This is a genomic window from Candidatus Cybelea sp. (assembly GCA_036489315.1).
Classification (GTDB): Bacteria; Vulcanimicrobiota; Vulcanimicrobiia; order Vulcanimicrobiales; family Vulcanimicrobiaceae; genus Cybelea.
Map to the genome: position 1 here is coordinate 38,372 of DASXFZ010000060.1, position 18,917 is coordinate 57,288.

17 protein-coding genes and 1 pseudogene are annotated in these 18,917 nt (G+C 56.3%); 10 read left to right on the forward strand and 8 right to left on the reverse strand.

Going from position 1 to position 18,917, the window contains the following annotated elements:
• Positions 1-194: 194 nt before the first annotated feature.
• From VGG51_13740 to VGG51_13765, 6 genes are all read left to right on the forward strand, one after another.
• Positions 195-566, forward strand: a complete 372-nt coding sequence (locus VGG51_13740) for a helix-turn-helix transcriptional regulator (GenBank protein ID HEY1884093.1) — start codon at positions 195-197, stop codon at positions 564-566.
• 43 nt (positions 567-609) lie between these two features.
• Positions 610-2,469 carry an aspartyl protease family protein gene (locus VGG51_13745; GenBank protein HEY1884094.1) on the forward strand — a complete coding sequence of 620 codons (1,860 nt, stop codon included), beginning with the start codon at positions 610-612 and terminating at the stop codon, positions 2,467-2,469.
• Between the two features lie 264 nt (positions 2,470-2,733).
• Complete coding sequence (locus VGG51_13750) at positions 2,734-2,976, forward strand: tail fiber protein (protein ID HEY1884095.1); 243 nt, start codon at positions 2,734-2,736, stop codon at positions 2,974-2,976.
• On the forward strand, positions 2,973-3,623 hold the full coding sequence (locus VGG51_13755) for a tail fiber protein (GenBank protein ID HEY1884096.1): 651 nt from the start codon (positions 2,973-2,975) through the stop codon (positions 3,621-3,623). The genes VGG51_13750 and VGG51_13755 overlap by 4 nt, the downstream gene beginning before the upstream one ends.
• A gap of 225 nt (positions 3,624-3,848) precedes the next feature.
• Positions 3,849-4,277, forward strand: coding sequence for an OsmC family protein (locus VGG51_13760; GenBank protein ID HEY1884097.1), 429 nt, complete (start codon positions 3,849-3,851; stop codon positions 4,275-4,277).
• Positions 4,278-4,300: 23 nt separating this feature from the next.
• Positions 4,301-5,113, forward strand: a complete 813-nt coding sequence (locus tag VGG51_13765) for a nickel-binding protein (GenBank protein HEY1884098.1) — start codon at positions 4,301-4,303, stop codon at positions 5,111-5,113.
• Between the two features lie 624 nt (positions 5,114-5,737).
• Here VGG51_13765 and VGG51_13770 read toward each other — a convergent pair.
• From VGG51_13770 to VGG51_13785, 4 genes are all read right to left on the reverse strand, one after another.
• Positions 5,738-6,820 carry a hypothetical protein gene (locus tag VGG51_13770; GenBank protein HEY1884099.1) on the reverse strand — a complete coding sequence of 361 codons (1,083 nt, stop codon included), beginning with the start codon at positions 6,818-6,820 and terminating at the stop codon, positions 5,738-5,740.
• Positions 6,821-6,934: 114 nt separating this feature from the next.
• The gene (locus tag VGG51_13775) at positions 6,935-7,363 is read right to left on the reverse strand and encodes a hypothetical protein (GenBank protein HEY1884100.1); all 429 of its coding nucleotides are present in this window, start codon (positions 7,361-7,363) and stop codon (positions 6,935-6,937) included.
• 1,131 nt (positions 7,364-8,494) lie between these two features.
• Positions 8,495-9,703, reverse strand: coding sequence for a hypothetical protein (locus VGG51_13780; protein HEY1884101.1), 1,209 nt, complete (start codon positions 9,701-9,703; stop codon positions 8,495-8,497).
• Between the two features lie 72 nt (positions 9,704-9,775).
• Positions 9,776-10,738 (reverse strand): hypothetical protein, encoded by a 963-nt coding sequence (locus VGG51_13785; GenBank protein HEY1884102.1) that lies wholly within the window; start codon positions 10,736-10,738, stop codon positions 9,776-9,778.
• 307 nt (positions 10,739-11,045) lie between these two features.
• Here VGG51_13785 and VGG51_13790 point away from each other — a divergent pair.
• A pseudogene (locus VGG51_13790) lies at positions 11,046-11,174 on the forward strand (transposase).
• Between the two features lie 81 nt (positions 11,175-11,255).
• Here VGG51_13790 and VGG51_13795 read toward each other — a convergent pair.
• Positions 11,256-11,786, reverse strand: coding sequence for a hypothetical protein (locus VGG51_13795; protein HEY1884103.1), 531 nt, complete (start codon positions 11,784-11,786; stop codon positions 11,256-11,258).
• A 792-nt stretch (positions 11,787-12,578) separates the two neighbouring features.
• Between VGG51_13795 and VGG51_13800 the strand changes: the two genes are divergently transcribed.
• On the forward strand, positions 12,579-12,920 hold the full coding sequence (locus tag VGG51_13800) for an STAS domain-containing protein (protein ID HEY1884104.1): 342 nt from the start codon (positions 12,579-12,581) through the stop codon (positions 12,918-12,920).
• A gap of 415 nt (positions 12,921-13,335) precedes the next feature.
• Here the strand turns inward: VGG51_13800 and VGG51_13805 are convergent, their stop codons facing one another.
• Together VGG51_13805 and VGG51_13810 are read right to left on the reverse strand one after the other, a co-directional pair.
• Positions 13,336-13,710 (reverse strand): hypothetical protein, encoded by a 375-nt coding sequence (locus VGG51_13805; GenBank protein ID HEY1884105.1) that lies wholly within the window; start codon positions 13,708-13,710, stop codon positions 13,336-13,338.
• A gap of 240 nt (positions 13,711-13,950) precedes the next feature.
• Positions 13,951-14,640: a recombinase family protein gene (locus VGG51_13810; protein HEY1884106.1), complete on the reverse strand. Its 690-nt coding sequence runs from the start codon at positions 14,638-14,640 to the stop codon at positions 13,951-13,953.
• A gap of 1,442 nt (positions 14,641-16,082) precedes the next feature.
• Here VGG51_13810 and VGG51_13815 point away from each other — a divergent pair.
• Complete coding sequence (locus tag VGG51_13815; protein HEY1884107.1) at positions 16,083-16,250, forward strand: hypothetical protein; 168 nt, start codon at positions 16,083-16,085, stop codon at positions 16,248-16,250.
• Between the two features lie 666 nt (positions 16,251-16,916).
• Here the strand turns inward: VGG51_13815 and VGG51_13820 are convergent.
• Positions 16,917-17,408: a hypothetical protein gene (locus tag VGG51_13820; protein HEY1884108.1), complete on the reverse strand. Its 492-nt coding sequence runs from the start codon at positions 17,406-17,408 to the stop codon at positions 16,917-16,919.
• A 502-nt stretch (positions 17,409-17,910) separates the two neighbouring features.
• Between VGG51_13820 and VGG51_13825 the strand changes: the two genes are divergently transcribed.
• Positions 17,911-18,396, forward strand: a complete 486-nt coding sequence (locus tag VGG51_13825) for a pyridoxamine 5'-phosphate oxidase family protein (GenBank protein ID HEY1884109.1) — start codon at positions 17,911-17,913, stop codon at positions 18,394-18,396.
• Positions 18,397-18,917 lie beyond the last annotated feature (521 nt).

The window sequence follows — 18,917 nt, forward strand, 5'->3', positions numbered from 1 at the left end:
ATCGTGGTGCACGATGCAGCCGAGAATCACGCCGATGCTTTCACGCGGGACACGCGCTGTTTAACGTAGAGCTTCCGCCGGCGCGAACACGGTATCCTCGCACGAGCATTACACTCGACGACTCTCCGGTTGCTGAGCTGGTACGAAGAGTGGTGCGATCGTTCTTTTCTTGCCGGAACGAACTGCTGCCGGCGGTGCAGCGACTCCAGGCGGCTCTTCTCGATCGCCCTCCGGGGGAGCCGGCTGACGGACCGCGCTGGCTGCCGTACGTCATCGAAAAGTTTCCATGGCTGCAGCCGATGCCGCTGCGCAATGCGGCCGTTATCGGCGGCGTGCACGAGACGCACTTCAGCCGCGCCTTCCGCCGGCACGTGGGTATGACGGCAAACGCGTATCGTTTGCGCGTTCGTATCCGCCATGCTTCAAAGCTGCTCTTAACGACAAATGCCTCCGTTGCCCGCATTGCGCTAGCCTGCGGATTTAGCGATCAGAGCCATCTGACACGCGCGTTTAGCCAGGAGCTCGGGCTGGGGCCCGCCGGCTACCGGCGCGTCTTCACGCGCTAAGAATCTTCAAGACGGCGTTTTGCCGAGGGCTTATGCTAAGGCCATGGCCGCTGCTCTTTGTCGGACCGTTCTCACCGTGCTCGCCGGGAGCGTGGCCGGCTATCCGGTAGCCGCTTCACCTGGGAGCGGATTCTGCAGTGCTGCGGCATTGCTCGCGCGTGTGCGCGCGGCATCGGGAGGCGCGTCTTGGAATCCCGTCGGAGAGGTCGTCGCCTCCGGCCCGGCCGTGAGCTCCGGACTGCGCGGAGTGGGCGAAACCCGTTACGACGTGCGCGGCGGCCGCTACGCCGTGCGCCTTTCTCTCCCGGTCGCGGGTGCCAGCGTCGAGGTGTTCGACGGGCGGACCGTTTGGTCGCGCGACATCTCCGGGGGCGTACATCCCTACGACTCGTGGTATCCCCGAGCGCGTGCCATTACAGAATCGTACATCGCGCGGCGCGGTTATCTCGACCCGAGCACGACGGCGATTCTTTCCTGCGCGGCGCCTTCGAGTGGCGCGAAGGGGGGCGTATCACTCGTTCGAATTCAACCTCCCGGCGGCATACCTGCGGTCCTATCGATCGATAAGGAAAGTAGTCTCATCAGCACAATCGCTATTCGGACGCCGACGTCGACCGATGTTACCACCTTTGGCGACTATCGGATGGTTAGCGGTCTGGCGCTGCCATTTTCAATATCCTCCGGCACGGTATTCGAGCCGGCCGATGGTTACAAAATTGACGTCCGGCGTTACCAGGTCTTGAGGCGGAGCGCTTCGGCCGATTTCAAGAAGCCCACTGCGCTCGATAATGCGCGCATGCTCGACAATGCCAGCTCAACCGTCGTGCCGCTGACGCTCGAAGGGTATCAGCTCTTGGTGTGGGCTTCGATCAACGGTCGCTCGCCGATGCCGTTTATTCTCGATACCGGGGGCCATGCGATTCTCGATGCCGTCGCCGCGCGTACCCTCGGCTTAGGCGGGGTTGGAGCCGGCGTCAGCGGCGGCGCCGGCGCCGGAACTATCGCGCTCCAGTATACGCGGGTAGCGAACGTGCGGATCGGTAACGCCGAGCTTACGGATCAGCCTTTTTTGATTATTCCCTATCCCTATTCATTCTACGAACGCGGGCAAAGAGTGCCCCTCGCCGGGATCCTTGGGCTCGAATGGTTTGAGCGCTACGCGATTCGCGTCGACTACACCCGAAGACTCTTGACGCTGACCTCGCTGCGAAACTTCAGCTATCGCGGCCGTGGGGCCGCCGTCCCAATCCGTTTTCAAGAGGACATGCCGCTCGCCCGCGCCGCGGCCGACGGTCGCGCCGGGTCGTTTGGCGTCGATACCGGAAATGCCGGAATGGTGATCTTATACGGCGACTTTCTCCGCAACTCGGGGCTCCTGGCAAAATACGCAAAGGGTGATGTGGTGCACGGTCAGGGCACGGGGGGCTCAAACACGGGTCAAAAGCAAACGCTATCGAGCTTCGCCATCGGCGATCGCGATATCAAGAACCTCAAGGCGGACTTCACCCAGATGAAGACGGGTGCGTTTTCATCGTGGACGGAGGCCGGGGACCTGGGGCTCACCGTGCTGTCGCGATTCATTCCGACGTTCGATTACAAAGCGCGCGTGCTCTATCTCGATCCCGCTTTGCATCCGCTCGCATTCCCGCCAAACCGCTCGGGCCTGGGCTTTGATAAAAACGAGCCAGCCTACTTCGAGGTCGTGTCCGTTCGGAAAAACTCTCCCGCCGCCGCGATGGGGATCGTCGTTGGAGATAGGATTTCGACCGTCAATGGGGAGCGCGCAGAGGAGCTCTCCAGCGCCGACCTGTTGAAATTGGTAACGGCTCGCGCCGGAACGGTTCTGCATCTAATCGTTCGGCACGGAACGACTTCAAGAAGCGTTGAACTCCGCTTACGATGAACTGTGGGAAGGACGCCGCCAGATAAAGCGGCCTGCGCCAACGGTCGGTCACGCCGAGGGCGTTGCAAGGCGTTCAACGATCGTACGCGCCGGCTATGCTGCGGGCAAGCCGCGTGATCGAGTGCGACTCGTTCCGGCGTACGCTTCCGCTCGAAGAGCTCGTTGCGCTTCATATGCTGAATAGCCAGAACGCTCGCCCGTGTAGCAAGCAGAGGTCGCGGCTTTCGAAAAGCCGAAACGGCCGCAGCACTAGGAGGGTACTTCATGTACGAATCGCCTTGGTTGGAAGGTTCGCTGATTTTGTTGCCATACGACTACACACCCGAAGGCTTTGATAAGAGCGACGGCCAGCTTTTGCCGGTTAAAGGCTCCGAGCTTTTCAAATTGCTCGGAACGCAATTCGGAGGCGACGGAGTAACGGACTTTGCGCTGCCCGACCTTCGAGAGAAAGAGCCTATCAAAGATGTGAAATACTACATCGTGACAAACGGGGCTCCGCCCTCATGAAGCGCCAAGCGTTCGTACTAAGCGGCGCAAGCGCGGCACTTGCCGGCTGTGCGAGTTCAACTTTGGTACCGGCTTCGGTCGGCGGCGCTGCCTTGACGGCCGCGCCGGATAAGGCTTCGGCAGAAACCGACGATCAGCTGCTCGGCTCGATCATGTTAGCTCCCTACGACTACGTCCCCGTACACTTCGAAAAGTGCGCCGGACAAATTTTGCCGATCAAGGTAAACGTTATCCTCTTCTCGCTTCTCGGCGTGCGGTTCGGCGGCGACGGCCAAACGACGTACGGGCTTCCGGATCTGCGCGGGCACGAACCGCTCAAAGGCCTCTCATATCTCATAGCAACGCGAGGGATCTATCCTAGACGAAAAGATTTCGAACGCCCGAACCGCGCGATCAATCCTCTGATCGGCCAGCTCTCGCTCGTCGCCTACCTTCCGAAGTACCTACCGCCCCGCGGGTGGGAAAAGTGCGCTGGTCAGCTCCTCAAGATCAACGGCAATGTCGCGCTTTACTCGCTGTTAGGCACGAAGTTTGGCGGCGACGGCATAACCACTTTCGGTCTTCCCGACTTACGTGAAAAAGAGCTGCTAACCGGAATAACGTACGTGATCGCCACCAACGGAAGGTTCCCGCTCTCGCAGAACTGACGCTCAACGCCAAACGTCTTGCAAAAAAGCCCGAGTACAGCGAAAAACAGCGAAGGGGAACTCGCATTCGGACGAGCTCAGTGAGGCTTTGAGGAATCGGCTGCCGAGGAAACGCTCGCCAGCCCGCCGAACCGATCACCAGCCAGTTTTATGAATGCTGATGAACTTCGCGCTCTGCAAGCGCCAATAAAAGAACGGTATAAGCGGTCGCCCGAATCGGCCGTCGTGACTCTCAAGGCCGAGGGTCGTCTTGGCGAGGGCGTGACGTGCAGCGTACAGACAGGCAAGGCGCTCGTCTCAGCCGGACTGCATCCGGCAAGCGGCGGAGACGGCTTGAGCGCGTGTTCGGGCGACATGCTGCTCGAGGCGCTCGCTGCGTGCGCCGGCGTAACGCTTGGCGCCGTTGCAACAGCCATTGGAGTTGACCTTCGAAACGGCGTCGTACGCGTCGAGGGAGACCTCGACTTTCGCGGCACGCTGGGCGTCGCCAAAGAGGTCCCGGTCGGGTTTACGCAGATCAGACTTCACTTCGACTTGGATTCCGATGCGACCGAGGAACAGCTGAACACGCTAGTTCGACTGACAGAGCGTTATTGCGTCGTTTATCAGAGCCTACGTCAGCCTCCGGAAATCTTCGTATCCAGAAGCAATTGACTTAAAGCCGCATGCCGATGTACATGGACATCCACGAGGTTCCCGGAGCAACGGCGGAAGCGGTCGCCGAGGCGCATCTTGCCGACTTACACGTCCAAGCGAAGTACGGCGTCGAGTATCACAAGTATTGGCTAAACGAAGGCCAAGGCAAGATTTTTTGTCTCTGCACCGCGCCGAACAGTGAGGCCGCCGCGCAAGTGCATCGCGAAGCGCACGGTTTAATGGCGCAGAAGATTATTGAGGTAGCCCCCGAGATAGCAAACGGTTTCCTAGGCGGGTGCGAGGTGGATGAGGGCGGCGCGGCTCTCGTGCCTGGAGGGCGCAAGGGGGAGCGCGATTCTGGGGTGCGCGTTATTCTCTTCACCGACATCGCCGAATCGACGTCGTTAACGCAACGTTTTGGCGATGAGGCTTGCATGGAGCTTTTAGAGATTCACGACCCAGTGGTGCGAAACGCTCTGGCGGCTAATGCTGGGCATGAGATCAAGCATACCGGCGATGGCATCATGGCTGCCTTTACATCGGCAGTCTCCGCCGTGCGGTGCGCATCGCAAATTCAGGCGGGTTTGGCCGAACATCCGGCACAAAGGACCGATTGCGCGGTCACGGTTCGAATCGGCGCCGCAGCGGGGGAACCTGTCGAAAACAGCAACGATCTCTTTGGATCGACCGTGCAATTAGCCGAGCGCATTTGCTCGCACGCGAAACCCGAGCAGACCTTAGTCTCGGACGCGATCGCTGAGCTATGCATGGGCAAAGGCCTCGCATTTGTGGACCTGGGCAAAGTTCGGCTCAAAGGCTTCGAGCGCACGATCCGCGTTCACTTGGTTCAATAACCAGTTTCCGGCGTACTACACGCGGCAAACTTCGACTCGCAAAAAGCTATATAAATATGGTGGGCGGTATAAGGATTGAACTTATGACCTCTTCCGTGTCAAGGATTTTTGGGGTGAGCCCGACAGGTTCCTTTTCGACCACTTAACGCGCCGAAAAAGCCCATAAAATAAGACTTTCTCGCGTAGGGGGCGGAAGACCCGAGCGTGTATTCTAACGAGCCTCCTCGTGAAAATAAGTGGTCAATAAGTGGTCATCCCGCTGAGGGGCGAGCCGGTCTGCAGTTCGTGCTCAACGGGGACCGCGCAATGGCGGACTACCTTCAGTGCGTAAACGAGGGTCAGGATTCGAGCACAAGACCTTAAAAGCCGCGAGAGCCTCGGCACGTCTACCGAAGCTCTCGTCAGAACAATCGCCGAGGCGGAGAAGAATCTTACTAGATTTTTCGGCCTTCTGGCTTACACTCCATCGACCCAACGTCATCCGTTTCCTACCGCATTGGATTGCGGGTTCGGCGGCGTGGTTGGCTCCATGGTACGGGAGAACCACCACACCGATTGTAGCCTGCAGGAGCGCGTCCGTCAAACCCTTGGTTTACGATTGGCCCCTGTATAGATGACCGCCTGTCATCGAAGGTCAAACCTCGATTCATCGAGTCGAGCGAACAGTGATTCTACCGCCTCGTGAAAGCCTTCCGCCATTTCCGCAAACGCAGGGCCTACGTTCGGGTTAATGCTTTGCGTACCGGCCACGTAAATCGAACAGTAGCCGAAGGCTTCTCGAATCTCTTGTGCGCTTGGTAGAGCGCCTTGGCCGGGACGCTGGCTAGTAAGCAGGTATTGCGTCAGAGCAATCTGCGCACTCATTGCGCACATTGCGAAGTCGGCCACGTCTCCCGCAGTAAGTTGTTCTCGGACCAGCACGTCGGACTTAATCATGCCTTCCACTTGCTCCGCTCGGGCGGCGAAGTCCGACAGTGGAGTTTTCGACTTCTCGGCGCTGCCCGCCGCGACCGCAGCAAGCCTTAGGATGCGCAATAACGTCTGCAACGTCCCTCGCATCTTTGCAACGCCCGCAGGCTCGTGGTCCTTCGGCCTCGGGGTATTCGTGAGCTTCGCAAGCGCCTTCAGCGGTTCGTTAATCCCGACAAGGCCAGGCTCGCGGCGCTGCGCTTCCGAAATGTCGGCTTGCGCAGCCGCGTAATCCCCCAGGGCAAAGAACGCAAAGCCGCGGACGCGAAGCGCCTCAGCGCCGCCCTTTTCGTTAGCGATTGAGACGACGTGGCTCGCGACTTTAACGCATTCCTCGAACCGCAGTGCATACCATAGTCGGATAGCCAAAAGCGCACCGACCATCACTGAGAGGGCGCTAAGCTCAGGATATTCGCCCGTAAGGATTAGGTCGCGAGTTCTTTCCGCAGCGTCGATTAGGCGACCGTCCTTGGTCTTAGCCTCATAGTCTTTGAACAAATACCCGCCGTCTACTAGGTTCGTCAGGTGTCCCGCGATAATGTCCGCTTCGGTTTTCGAAAAGGCGTTTCCAGACGCCACGCTGATAACATCGGACTCGACTAGCCCTTTGAAGAGCGTGACGTTTGCTCTTTCTTGCGTCTGACCGAGAAGGTCAACGTCATTGTTCCAGAGCCACTTGCCAAGTGTCTTTAGCTCTGGTGGCCTTCTCTTGAAGAAGCCTAGAAAGCCGCTACTCATGTTCAGATTATACCATGAAGGCTACCGTCAAAAACCGATACTTCTTGAAGTTTCTTCTTCGAGCGCGGCTTCACTGTTGTGTCGAGCCTTTCAGGATTCTGAATGGCAACAGACCTAGACGATTCGTTCGACCCGTTGGTCTGGGTGAATGACGTATGCCCATATTGAAAGCGTTTTAAGGGCGTCTGCGGCCGCTGTTATGTGACGGCGATGGCTTGGCGTATCGGGAAAGGCAATCGCCACTTGCGACTTGGGTTCACTCGAATGCAACTTCAATGCTGTTAATAGAGCATTGGCAACATGGTCTCGCTGCTGATTGGTAGTAAAACCCTTACCGTAACGGCCGGTTCCCTCTTTCCTTGACGTTCCGCCCTTCGCCTCCAAGACGAATCCCTCGTTGCCGCGTTCGGCTTTAAGGTCAATGCCGGTTTGCTTTTCAGTGCAGGTGCTTTTAATGGTCCACCCGTCAGCCTCCAGATGTTTGACAACGGCACGAATCACATCACTCTCAGTCATTCGCAGAGCATCGCCGCGCTCTTTCATTTGACTCGCGTTCTAGCGGGACGCTCCACAATCATCTCAGCCTCGCATGGTAAAGCATCGAGCGTACACCCGAAAGCCACGAGCTTCGCGGGCAACGCGGCGCATGGTACTGACTATTTCGGCGCATACATTGCATGGCAGATACTCGTCGTCGTTCTGTGGTCGTTAGTGTTTGCAGTTTGCCGGGCCAAGAATCGCTATGCGCCGACGTGGCTTATCGCGACGTTTTTCTTCGGGCCGATTCCGCTGGTCATTCTCGCGTTCATGCCACGGCCCGAATACCGAGATGATGAACTCCACAAATGCCCATACTGCCTTTCCTCGATACCGCTTCGCGCCTCAGTTTGTCGCTTTTGTCAGAGAGAGATTCCATCAGCCGCGATGACACCCGCCGCCGTAAGGGTAGAAGACCAGAGCGCGCCCGAAGCTCAAGGGAAGGCCACTTGCAAGTATTGCGGCGGTGCAGACGCCGAGGTTCGCGGCCTCTACGGAAACTCGTATCACCGTGCCTGCCATGCTCAAGCTCTGGCATCATAAAGAAGTTACTTTCGTTTGGAACGAAGGGGTCTACTTGCCTGCAACTTGCTCACCCGCCGGGAGACCCCATGGTGCAGATGATAGAAGGCTTCTATAGCGTATCCCAAAATGGGGTACACTAGGACGGGGTGGAAGAGGTGGAGGGGGCGCGCTTTTGTGAGCGTCACGCCTGCGAAGCGTGTCTACTTTGAGGAGTTACGGATTGACTAAGATTGCTGTTCTTGTCTCTTTCGGTTTGGTGCTGTCCTTAACGGCTCATGCCAAGGCTGCTTGCGACGGTACCGACAAGCTAGGTGTCGTCCTCACAAGTGCCACGGCGATAGCAAAAATGCCAAGTGATACGCCTGCTCAGGTCCGCGAGCGTGAGCGAGTCTTGGGAAACACGTCCGCACTCTTGAATAAGGCGCAATACGACATCAACTTTTGCCTCAAGCTCGGAACTCTTACCGGCACCGACGCGAGCGATATAATAGGTCAGCAAGCGATTTGGCAAGCTGAAGTATTGCTGGGAGTTCTTGCTGCGCCGGATGTCTTCGCCGTTAGCTCTTTCGTAGCTGACCCAACGTGCAAGAAGTACGCGCGAGACGTAGGCAGTTACATCCTTTCAAATGTTAGTTCAGATAATCGAACTGGAGCTGACCCGCTTTCGCGGACGGTTTTTGATTGGACATCAGGCGGCTTGACTCCGCCGTTGTTGCCGTTGCAAGAATAATGGCCGCCGAGAACCTCGATACTCGTCCCGCCGTCTATTTGAAGGCCGGGGCCAGGCCATTGGCACGAAAAGCAATCAACAAACCGCACCGTGTCAATGATGTTATAATCGTCTACGGGACCCACCACGATACCTGCGGGATTGTCGTCTCCAACGTTGCTTCCCGGCCCGAACTCACACTGGGCAAACCAAACTTGCGTGACATACACCGTCTTCGTATCAGAAGCGCCGCCGTTTGGGATGATTTGCAGCGCAACCTCTGAGGAGAAGCAGCTTACATTTCCGAAGTACAACTTTCGAACGCCGTCCGTGTTGTTGTTGGGCTCGATTTTGATTGAGTTCGTCCAGCCTTCGAGACGGGTGTTGACCATGCGAAGATGCTCCGCGCCGTATATCTCTATCCCAGTCCCGCCGGTTTTATAGCATCCGAAAGTGGTTCCCGCAACGTACGTTTCAATAGCCGAATGCTTTTCATCAGGGTCACCAAGGCGCAGTCCGACTCCACCGCTGACCTGTTCAACGCGGATGTCGGAATCAATGATGCTGCAGTGCAAGCTTTGTACAAAGTGAACCGCCGCATCAGGAACCTCATCCAAGGTTACGCGCAAAAGGCGGACGTTGCCGTGTGCTGCGACGACGCCTCGCCCGCCTCCCGCGCCTTCCGCATTCACGAAAGAAATCATCAGGTCCTGAAAGACGACTCCGGCGATATTGTCGTTACCTGGAGCACCCATTGCATCGGAATGATTGTTAACGAGGAAAAAGTCCTGGGCGCTATCAGTCATCTGCAAAATAGGGTTTCCGCGGTCCTGAGCGCCGGTGCCGCGAAGGATGATATTGGCGGGATAGAAATGCGCGCCGACCGGCCCGATGCTTATCGTTGAACTGAAAGCATAAGTCGAGCCACCAGAGGGGTCGCCGGTCGATGGGAACTCCAAGGTACCTCCTTGCCCTTTCGTTATACCTGAGGGGTTCAGAAGGGACTCTATCATGGCCTGTAGATTGGCGCTATTGTCGGTGCTGCCGTCCGGGACCAAGGCGTTTCCTGCACCCCACACAGTGGTGTCTGTTACATTGAAGAGGCCGTTCAAAACTGACATTGCTTTCTTATCCTTTCCGTGTTCTAGAGTTTTAAATGAAGATGAGGAAAGTCCAAGCGCGGGTTAGGACGCTGCGCGACTTACAGCAACGGCACGAGCACCGCCACTTCCTGAAAGTGTAAACGTCGGCGCGCCGCCTTCAGGGTATCTGTAATAGAGCACGTTGCTTTGAGTAGTGCTCAGAAGATTTGGAACGATAACGGTCTTGCCGTCAATAACGTACTGAAGCACGATGTACGCTGGTGCGCCAAGAGGTGTCGCGCCCACCTTGTGGGCTTTTGTTCCGCTAATCTGAAACTGATAGATATTGACCTTTTTAGTATTAGAAATCGCCGTTAAAAGCCCATCATTCCATTGAAGGCCGCCCTCAACGTAAATAGACGCATCGGCTTTCACGTTTACAAAGTGCGAGGAGCCACTCCGCAACTCGGAAAGCTGCTGCTGTTGGGCCGTTCCAGGCTTTATGCCGAGAAAGAAGAGGTCCCCTTTGTCGTCGTACGTAACAAGTGTCCCGTATTGCATGCGTTTATCGCGGAAGGTTATCGGTTTGCCTTTCGCCGCTCTGTAGATTTCAAGATAGCTTGCGGAGCCGCAGATTGCTAAGTCTCCTGTTGTCGGACTGATGGCACAGGATAGAGGAATCGCATCTGCTGGAAAAAGGGCGATTCGCTTGGTCCGTCCGTGACCATATTCATTAGCTCCCCGAGGTTTGAAGCTTGTAATAAAAACATTGCCTTTGCTATCGACGCACTCACCGGCAGCCGAAGTGAAGCCCTTGAGGTCGCCAACCTGCTTTCCACCAGGATAAGTAAAGACGAGTACGTCCGAATACGCCGAAACGTATAGCAGATTCTGGCTTTTTGCTTCTGGCACCATCCATGAGCCAGTGCGGCCGTCCACTTGCGCTCGCTGAGGGACCGCGCTATTCGCACTGGGTGCATTACTCGGCGCAAAAGAGCCGCAACCTGAAAGAAACACAGCAATAGCGATGGCGTAGGTAGCCTGACGCCAGAATCGTCCGTTCATCGTTAGCCTTCCATAAGTCTCGTGTCGCTCGGTTTTTCCGCTTGGGGTTTCGCGCACCAAACAGGTGGCTCCGCTCGCTCAACTAACGCGATTTGGCTAGAAAACGTGGCGGGCTGACTACGAAAAACTAAGCTAGGTTAACCTTTATGGGTTGACATTTGCTGATGTATCCAAGTTTGACGAGGAGGCCAACTTGTGGCGAGAGGTGGCCTCGGATAATCGAACAGCCGTCTAAGTGATGACTTCGCTCCATCGAAGGCGAAACAGCCTTCAGAAGGAGCATCTCGTGACACGACAGGAGCATCTCGTGACACGACGTTCTCGCCGGAACCACTCCCCGGCCTTCAAGGCAAAAGTGGCGCTGCTCGCCGTACACGGCGAGCTCACGATGGCCGAGCTCTCCAAGAAGTTCGACATCCACGCTAACCTCATCACGTAATGGAAGACCCAACTGCTCCAAAACGCCGTGACGGCGTTCGACGGCAGCAGCGTCAAGGCCGAAGAGGGCCGGGAACTCCTATTTCTTGGTTCGGGAAGACGTGCGCGCTATCCAGCCTTCGCAGAGGGTCTTGAGCCGAGTCAGCCGCTCAAGCGAATCAGGCGTAACTGCTTGTATTACGTCATTGAGCTTTGGCATCGCCTCGCACAGCGACAGCAGTTGCGGCGAAAACCTATTGGCGAACATTCGCTTATCTAGGACATCTTCGGAGTAAAGTTGCTCGGCATGCATGTAGAAGTTCAAGATGGTAGGAAAGCATTCGACCAAGGCACGGTACTGTTTACGCCGGTTTTCATCGGCGAGGTTGTCTTGACGCTGTTTGTTGTAAAACTCTTTGAGGACGCGAGCCTCCGCAGGGCGGTCGGCATATAGCAATATTTGGCAGAAGGCATTGTAAGGCGTAATCGCTACATCACTATTCAGTTGTAAGGGAAGCTGAAAGTATTGAGTGATTAAATCAATGGTTTGAGCTTTTTGAAAGTTCGACGCTTGATTTTGGAGGATAGCCTGCGTGGTTCTAACAGAGGCGGAAGTGTACCACGCCAGCAAAAGAGTCCCGCCCGCAACAAGAAGACTTGCAAACGCAGAAAAGAGAGACGCGAACGCGAGTATGTCAAGGCCTCTTAGCAGACTTTATGCAAACACCGCACCACACGCGCCGCAGGTGATGAAGGCAACTGGGTAGAGCCATGCAACCCAGCGACTTAAGTTCTGCACGGTAGCAACCGCTGGGGGTCTCGGCGCGCACGCTCTGTTGGCCGTTCAGACGGCAGCGTCAACGTTAAACCCCTTGCTCTACTGGCTCGGCAGCGTCAATCTCACTCGTCTTCCAGTTTGGATGAAATCGAAAAGCCGTCGGAAAGAGATGCGACACGACGCGCAGCACGGGAGGCGCAATCGTCTGCCGCTTACAGTATCGACAGGTATAGGAGTCGCGAGCAAAGACCGCCACGCGCCGCTTCATAGACCAGGCCATCCGGGTCGAAGGCTCCAGAGCCCCAGGATTAGCCAGAAGCTCGACTAGCTCACTCAACTCCGAAGAATCGCCCGCCGCGATAGCCTTAGCTAAAGCCCCGAAGCGGGACGTATACGCATCATCGAATGGGGCAAAGGAAGGGCCGTCCGAATCGCTCACGCAAGGACTCCGCCTGCTCTAAAGGCCGTCAACACGGAACAAACCCAAAGCTCGCATAGATGCAGCATTCGACTAGCTAGGTTTAGATGGAGCGACCGAACGGCCTCCAGGTCGGGGGACCATCCTCGCGAGTCGCTGAGCAGAAGGAAATGGCACCTTACTCACAATAGAGTCGGGTCCGACTTCAACGGGCCGGGAGGAGTAAAATGAGTCAACCGCTCGTCATCCGTTTCGAAGAGCCAGAATGGGACATCGCGTCGGCCGCCGAGTTTGAGCGCCTGCTCGCCCCCGCCCTGAACTGTCCCACCGTCATCATCGACCTCAGCGCCGTGACCTATATAGACTCGACGTGCCTCTCGAAGCTCGCCAAGCTGTACGCAGACAGAGTCGTCAACACGGGCTATCCGCCGAGCCATCTCGTAATCAACACATATGCAGTAACGCGACTTTTCAGTATCGCAAAGTTCGAGCGCCTGTGGCCGATTCACAAGACTATAGACGAGGCCCTCGCAGCCCTGGGAGCAGAAGCAACTCATCCCAGGACGTAGCCTTACCGGGCACAAGCCTACTGGCAAAAAGGGTGTATCAAAAGGGTCCCGATTTCCGACTCCGAGTCTTATTTCGTTGCAGTCTATAGCAACGCAATGCGATTTGAAGCCACGTCGGCGGCTGAAAGACCTGAAGAAGGAGTGCGCGATTGCGACGATGCGAGACTTTCCCAGGCCGCTCATTCACGCGCGCATTTCTGACGGAATCCGGGCGTTCTAAGCGACGGTAGCCGGTCCCGAGTACCAGAACACTCCGGCCAGTGCTGGAACGCAGCCACAGTACCGTAAAACAGGTGCCAAAGGCAAAGAAGAAGGCTCCGGTCTTTTCACCAGAGTCCTTGCTCCAAAATCACGCCGCCTAGGCCTCCGAATACCTCTCCCAGTGTCTGAGTCGAGAGACACTTCTAAGGCGCAGCTACGCGGCCTCTCGACGTATGGCAGCCGCCTCGAACTCCGACATGGCCGGTAAAGCGTGAGCGATGATGTCGTCAAGGTCTTCTATAGTGAAGGTCATCGGATGCTGCGCTCTCAATAGGATTCCGATTTCCTGTTCGACTCCTGCGAGACAGGCCGCCTCCAAAAGGTTCGGAGTGTGCCCTGCGGCTTTGCATTCCAGTAGCACAGCTACGACTCGTCCGAGGACTCTGGCTTGCTGTAGAAAATCTACGACCTCTGCGCCTAGTTCGGCTCGAATATCGTCGAGCATTACGGAAACTACTTCGGGCGGATTCTCAAGAACTAACAGAGGAAAATATTCTGCCTCCGAATCGACAGTCTCAAAATCGCTCAAGGTGTCTCCTTATATGAAGTGTCGCCTCGTCTCAATAGACGTGCGCCGGTGGGTATTTCCGAGCATGTTAGCATGCATTCGTTAGCTTGAAAACCTCAAATAAAATAATGGCTATAGGCTGCGGCAGGGTGCTAACAGACTACAGGCAGGTTTCGTGCTCAAACGCCAAACTAAGCGACGATTATTAGAAAATACTCTCGGGACTCCAAAGGGCCTGGCAGGGCTAAAAATCCCCGACAGTTACTCCAGCCCGAGCCGCTCGAAAACACGGGTGACCTGGACGGCTGTCCACTGCCTACCGTTGAGCGTTTGATGACCTTCGTCGTTAAGCGCGCGAGCGATTGCACGAAGTGACAGGTTACGACGCGCGAGAGCTTTGACGCGCGGATAGACTTCCTCGGCGTAGGCTTCGTCGGCGCGCTTGGCATGCATGGCTGCAGCGGCCTTCCCGCCCATCAGGCGCGCTTTGTAGGTCAAGTTCCGGCACTGCGGCAAGCTTGCACCGAGACGGCCGCCACGGGCCTTGTATGCCGCAAGGGCGGCCCTAGTACGCGCAGAGATGGCCTCGGCCTCGTGTTCTGCTACAGCGGCTAAGATTTGGATGGTCAGCCGGTTCGCGGTTGGATTGTCGCAAGCTACGAACTCGACACCGGACTTCATAAGCTCGGCGGTGACGTAGACACTGCGCGTCAGGCGGTCGAGCTTGGCGATGACGAGTGTGGCCTTCGTCCGCTTCGCATGCCGGATGGCCTTCCGTAGCTCAGGGCGGTTGTCGAGGTCGTCGCGATGGCTGGACTCGACCTCAGTGTATTCACCGATTAGTTCACAGCCTGTGGACTGGACGTGCTGCTTGACTGCGGCCTCCTGACCCTCAAGACCGAGACGAGAACGACCTTGTCTCTCCGTCGAACAGCGGTAGTATGCGACCAATCGACACTTCATAGAAGGACTGTAACAAATCATAGACGTTCGGTCAAGGTTTGTTTCGGCACTGAAACCGGCTAAATCCAGTCTAAAGTCCCGCGCCACCTACTTGTGTCGCGAGTCGAGAGCTAGACCGGGGGATGGGATGCAACAGCAAAGGAATCCGGCTCGCCGACGCGCCAGCACACACCCACCATCACGTCTCATTTCTAGATTCGATACCGGGGGATGGGTCCCTAATAGAAATGCCTCGGCAATCCGTGATTCTCGATTCTCGAAAATATAGGCGGCGTTTTTGCGGGTAAGCCGTTGCCGCCCACCGAAGTAATAAACCTCCGCCCTCTACGCTGTCCCCGATAGCGCTGCCTAGGGATTTAGTCTGGAGTTCAAAGCCTCGTAACATCTACGAGCATCGTAACCCAGTTCGAAAGGCCCTTATGGCAGACCTCGACCCCGTAGTCGTCACATTTGTGCGGAGTGAATGGGACCTTAGTTCGCGCGATGAGTTGGCGAAGCTTCTAGAACCTGCGCTGACCCACCAGAACGTCGTACTTGATATGACGGGAGTAACTTACACTGACTCTACTGTTTTGGGTGCACTCGTTAACGTGCAGCAGGAAAGAATGCGCCATGAACTCGGGTACTCACGCATCGTCCCTTCACGTCAGATGCGCCGCCTTTTGAACCTATCCGGCTTGGGCGCAATATGGCCACTGCACGAAAGCGTTGATGCTGCTCGTTCCGAGGCTCAAGTGGCGGCAGCACCCTCGGAAGAGTTTCAAAGGTGACCGCTCAGACACTGACGGAAGCTGACCGTCTTTCGAGTTCCATTCGGCGAGCCGCTGATTCGTACGCTAATCGTCCTGCGATGCTCAGCGTACGAGAAGCAAAGCTCCGCGTTCAATGCATCTGTACCTCCGAAAAACTTGAACGGAAGTCCGACGAAGACTTAGAATCGCTTGCGCATGAAATGGTGCAGCTTACCCTCGACGGCAAGATGCGCGGGGGCAGAATAAAACGATTGCAGAAACTATCCGACTCATCTTCCGCGACTTTCCGGCCGTGATGCTCGTCCTCGCCTTGCGACCTTCATTACGAGAGGGTCTCTCCTGAGCGATACTTGTCGTGGCTCCTCCCGATAGGCCTTATTGGGCTTTGGGCCTCGCGAGGTAGGAATCGCCAGTCCTGACGTGCAGTTATGAGGCTCGGCCTCGGTGGCCGTATCTTCTGGAAGCCGAGGCCCCGGCGCGAAAGTGTGACGCAGTCGAATCAGAGCCTCAGGGTCGAGCGAGAGTTCCCAACCGTTATTTTCTTACCCGGAACTCGTTAAAGCGTAACCACAAAAGTGACCCGGTTATGGGAAATCGGCAATCTACGTCTCTTTGGGCTGCAATCCGTTTGAAGTCTCCCGAATATCGGAACTCTCCAGTACGAGGGGGCGCATCACAATGGCTCAAACTTACAAGCCCGGCGAAATCGTACCGAAGACCAGCAAGGTACAGTGCGTCGAACATGACTATATCGAAGACCACGTCGAGGCGGGAACGCGCTTCGCGCCGTGTCACCATTTCAACGAGAAGGGGTCGGCGAAGGGCTGCGCTTGGCAATACGTCTAGCATAGGTGGATTCGGAAACGGGGCCGCTGGAAGAAAAGTAAGCGGGACTTTTTCAAACTGACGGTAACCGCTTGACGGTGATAGTCGAGCAAAGCGGCAAGCCTTTCGACCTTGACGTGTTTCTGGCGCGTCCAATGATGGCGCACCTGGCTACCGCTTCGGCAGATGGACCCCGCGAGTCTCCGGTCTGGTTTCTTTGGGAAGATGGCGCAGTTTGGCTCGTCGGTACGTCGAGCGATAGCTTTCCTAGGCGGATTCGGGACGATACACGATGCGCTATCGGCTTTGTAGACTTTCAACTTGAGCGCGGCCTCTTATTGCACGTCGGAATGCGCGGGACGGCGACTGTAGAACCTTTAGATACCGCGCGGCTGCATCGTCTGCTTCAACGGTACCTCGGCGCAGAGGAGAAGTGGAACCCGGAGTTCGCGCGGGCCGTTATCTATCCGCTCGACCTCATGGTTCGCTTCGTTCCGCACTCTGTTGTCGCGAGAGACCAATCCTACTTCCTATGAATGTCAGAGCAGTGCGCGGTCTGTTCCGTTTATCCGTGGGATTGGCCCGTTAGCATGAGCCGTGGGTTGTGCTCACGATTTCATTGCCAGCCCTCCACGAGGTATGTTTCTAGCAAGGAGTTTCGGCCAAAACGTGTTCTCAGTTGCTTCCCTAGGTCTCGACGTTATGAGCACGTTCTGCCTGCGTCCTTTGCGCCGTAGTCAGCGGATAGATTCGCGACAACAGCGACTCGATAAATCTCACGTCGGCCTTTGTAAAGCCTGCAGCACTCATCCGTTCGACGATGGACTCGCCGAACGAGCGCCCGAGAAGGGCAAAGGCTACGGGGTTGACTGTCTCTGTCAATGCTTCAAGGCCGGGCTTCCAAGGTTCGCCACTTTGAATGCGAGAGCCGTTCGTTGCGATATGGTGCGCTACGGTCTGCCGTTTCTGTTCGATAGTCTGATGACCGGAGTTCTTCTGGTATGTACCGCGCTTAGGTTTGATGAGGAAGCCATCTTTGAGCATCTGCTGAAGATGATAGTTAAGAGTGACCATTTTTACGTCGGTATGGTGGTTCGCTATTGCGGCAACCGTAAGAGGTTTGGCGTGCTTATCAAAGTAGCCCCGTAAGCGAGTACGAATAAGAGAAGCTTTTTTCATTCATTCTCTTTATAGTTAGTCGCACCAGGACCCCTCTGTTTGCGGAAAGCCATTAGTCCTTACTTCGTGACCTCGCAGACTGCGTCGAGTAGGTGCTCAGCCTCGATGGTCGAACCTCACTCGTCGTGAAGAAGGTACTGCTTGGAGCGGCGGTCCTCGGCTCCATTATTGTGTTAGCGGTTCTGTTGAAAGGCATTTGCCCGATGAGTATCTTCAGTAACCTCTGCCCAGCTTCGATTTCTAGCGCAAGCACTAGCAGCAGCACAAGTACGAGTACCATTCCTTAACCTACGAGGTAAATCGTGTGAGCACAGCATCAAAATCAGCCGACTATCGTTGCGCGGACGGTCACGAGTTCCACAGTACGGGGTGGGAGGACGGAGCGCCGGAGACTCTCCCGTGTACTCAACTCCTTGAAGGTAGTCAAGACCGCTGCCGGAAAGAAGCGCGACGCTTTCACGGACGCAGCGCCTAACTCTTTACGCGCCATTACCCCTCCTATATGATTCTCGAACGAAGCGGCGAGCCATTTGACCTCGATGCCTTTCTAGCGCGGCCGTTAATGGCGCACCTCGCAACGGCATCGGCGGACGGCCCGCGTGAGTCTCCGGTGTGGTTTCTTTGGGAGGACGGTGCTGTCTGGCTAGTCGGTACGTCGAGCGATAGCTTCCCGAAACGGGTTAAAGATGAACCGCGCTGCGCTCTTGGCTTCGTTGACTTCCATCTTGACCGGGGCGTCTTGCTGCATGTCGGAATGCGGGGAACCGCGACCGTAGAGAAGCTGGACGAGGCTCGCCTATATCGGCTGCTTGGGCGTTACCTCGGGGAAGAAAAGGACTGGAATCCGGCATTTGTGCGGAGCGTAATCGAGAACCTCGACCTCATGGTACGCTTTACACCGCAGTCTGTGGTGATGAGGGACCAATCCTACTTTCTACGGACGATGAGCTACCCTGGGCAGGTGGCGTCCCCTGAAGCGTCCGAGTAAGAGGCCATCTATGGCTCGTCGCACGAACTTCGAAACTGGAGCAGCATACGTCGTCGCCTTCGGAACTGTTGTTCTCGCCGCGGTCACGGCGTGTTAGCTTACGATACGCACAAGGTCGCCCAACTTACCTACGAGGAAACGTCCTTGGAGCGGAAGGTCGTTATCGTCCGGTTGTGTGACACGGCGTCGAGAGAAGAAGCGAAGGACGGGGACGGAGTCATCGACTTTCAGCCCCACTCTCCTGACGGTTTCGAATCTAGCGACCGTTTGAGCAGAGACATTCTCGTCGGTCAGTACCTTCGCTCGAAGGCCGATGACTTCTTGAGGTGCGAGGTGCTCAACTTCGGGAGTTTACCCCTCTTGGAAGTCCAACTTGCGATGACCGGCGTCACGAAGACGCGCACCATTGGCATAGAGACAAGCCCGTTTCTTTCGGTTCCGGCCGGTGGTCTGGGTACATTTTGGTTCGTCAACAACAGCGACGTAACGGCGACGGTCCATTCACCGAACCCAGCGCGGTA

Coding starts and splice junctions, on each gene's coding strand:
- VGG51_13775 (HEY1884100.1), bottom strand. CDS start 7,363: ATGAAAGAGCGCGGCGATGCTCTGCGAATGACTGAGAGTGATGTGATT.
- VGG51_13820 (HEY1884108.1), bottom strand. CDS start 17,408: ATGAAAAAAGCTTCTCTTATTCGTACTCGCTTACGGGGCTACTTTGAT.
- VGG51_13750 (HEY1884095.1), top strand. CDS start 2,734: ATGTACGAATCGCCTTGGTTGGAAGGTTCGCTGATTTTGTTGCCATAC.
- VGG51_13765 (HEY1884098.1), top strand. CDS start 4,301: ATGGACATCCACGAGGTTCCCGGAGCAACGGCGGAAGCGGTCGCCGAG.
- VGG51_13745 (HEY1884094.1), top strand. CDS start 610: ATGGCCGCTGCTCTTTGTCGGACCGTTCTCACCGTGCTCGCCGGGAGC.
- VGG51_13785 (HEY1884102.1), bottom strand. CDS start 10,738: ATGAACGGACGATTCTGGCGTCAGGCTACCTACGCCATCGCTATTGCT.
- VGG51_13815 (HEY1884107.1), top strand. CDS start 16,083: ATGGCTCAAACTTACAAGCCCGGCGAAATCGTACCGAAGACCAGCAAG.
- VGG51_13770 (HEY1884099.1), bottom strand. CDS start 6,820: ATGAGTAGCGGCTTTCTAGGCTTCTTCAAGAGAAGGCCACCAGAGCTA.
- VGG51_13800 (HEY1884104.1), top strand. CDS start 12,579: ATGAGTCAACCGCTCGTCATCCGTTTCGAAGAGCCAGAATGGGACATC.
- VGG51_13755 (HEY1884096.1), top strand. CDS start 2,973: ATGAAGCGCCAAGCGTTCGTACTAAGCGGCGCAAGCGCGGCACTTGCC.
- VGG51_13825 (HEY1884109.1), top strand. CDS start 17,911: ATGATTCTCGAACGAAGCGGCGAGCCATTTGACCTCGATGCCTTTCTA.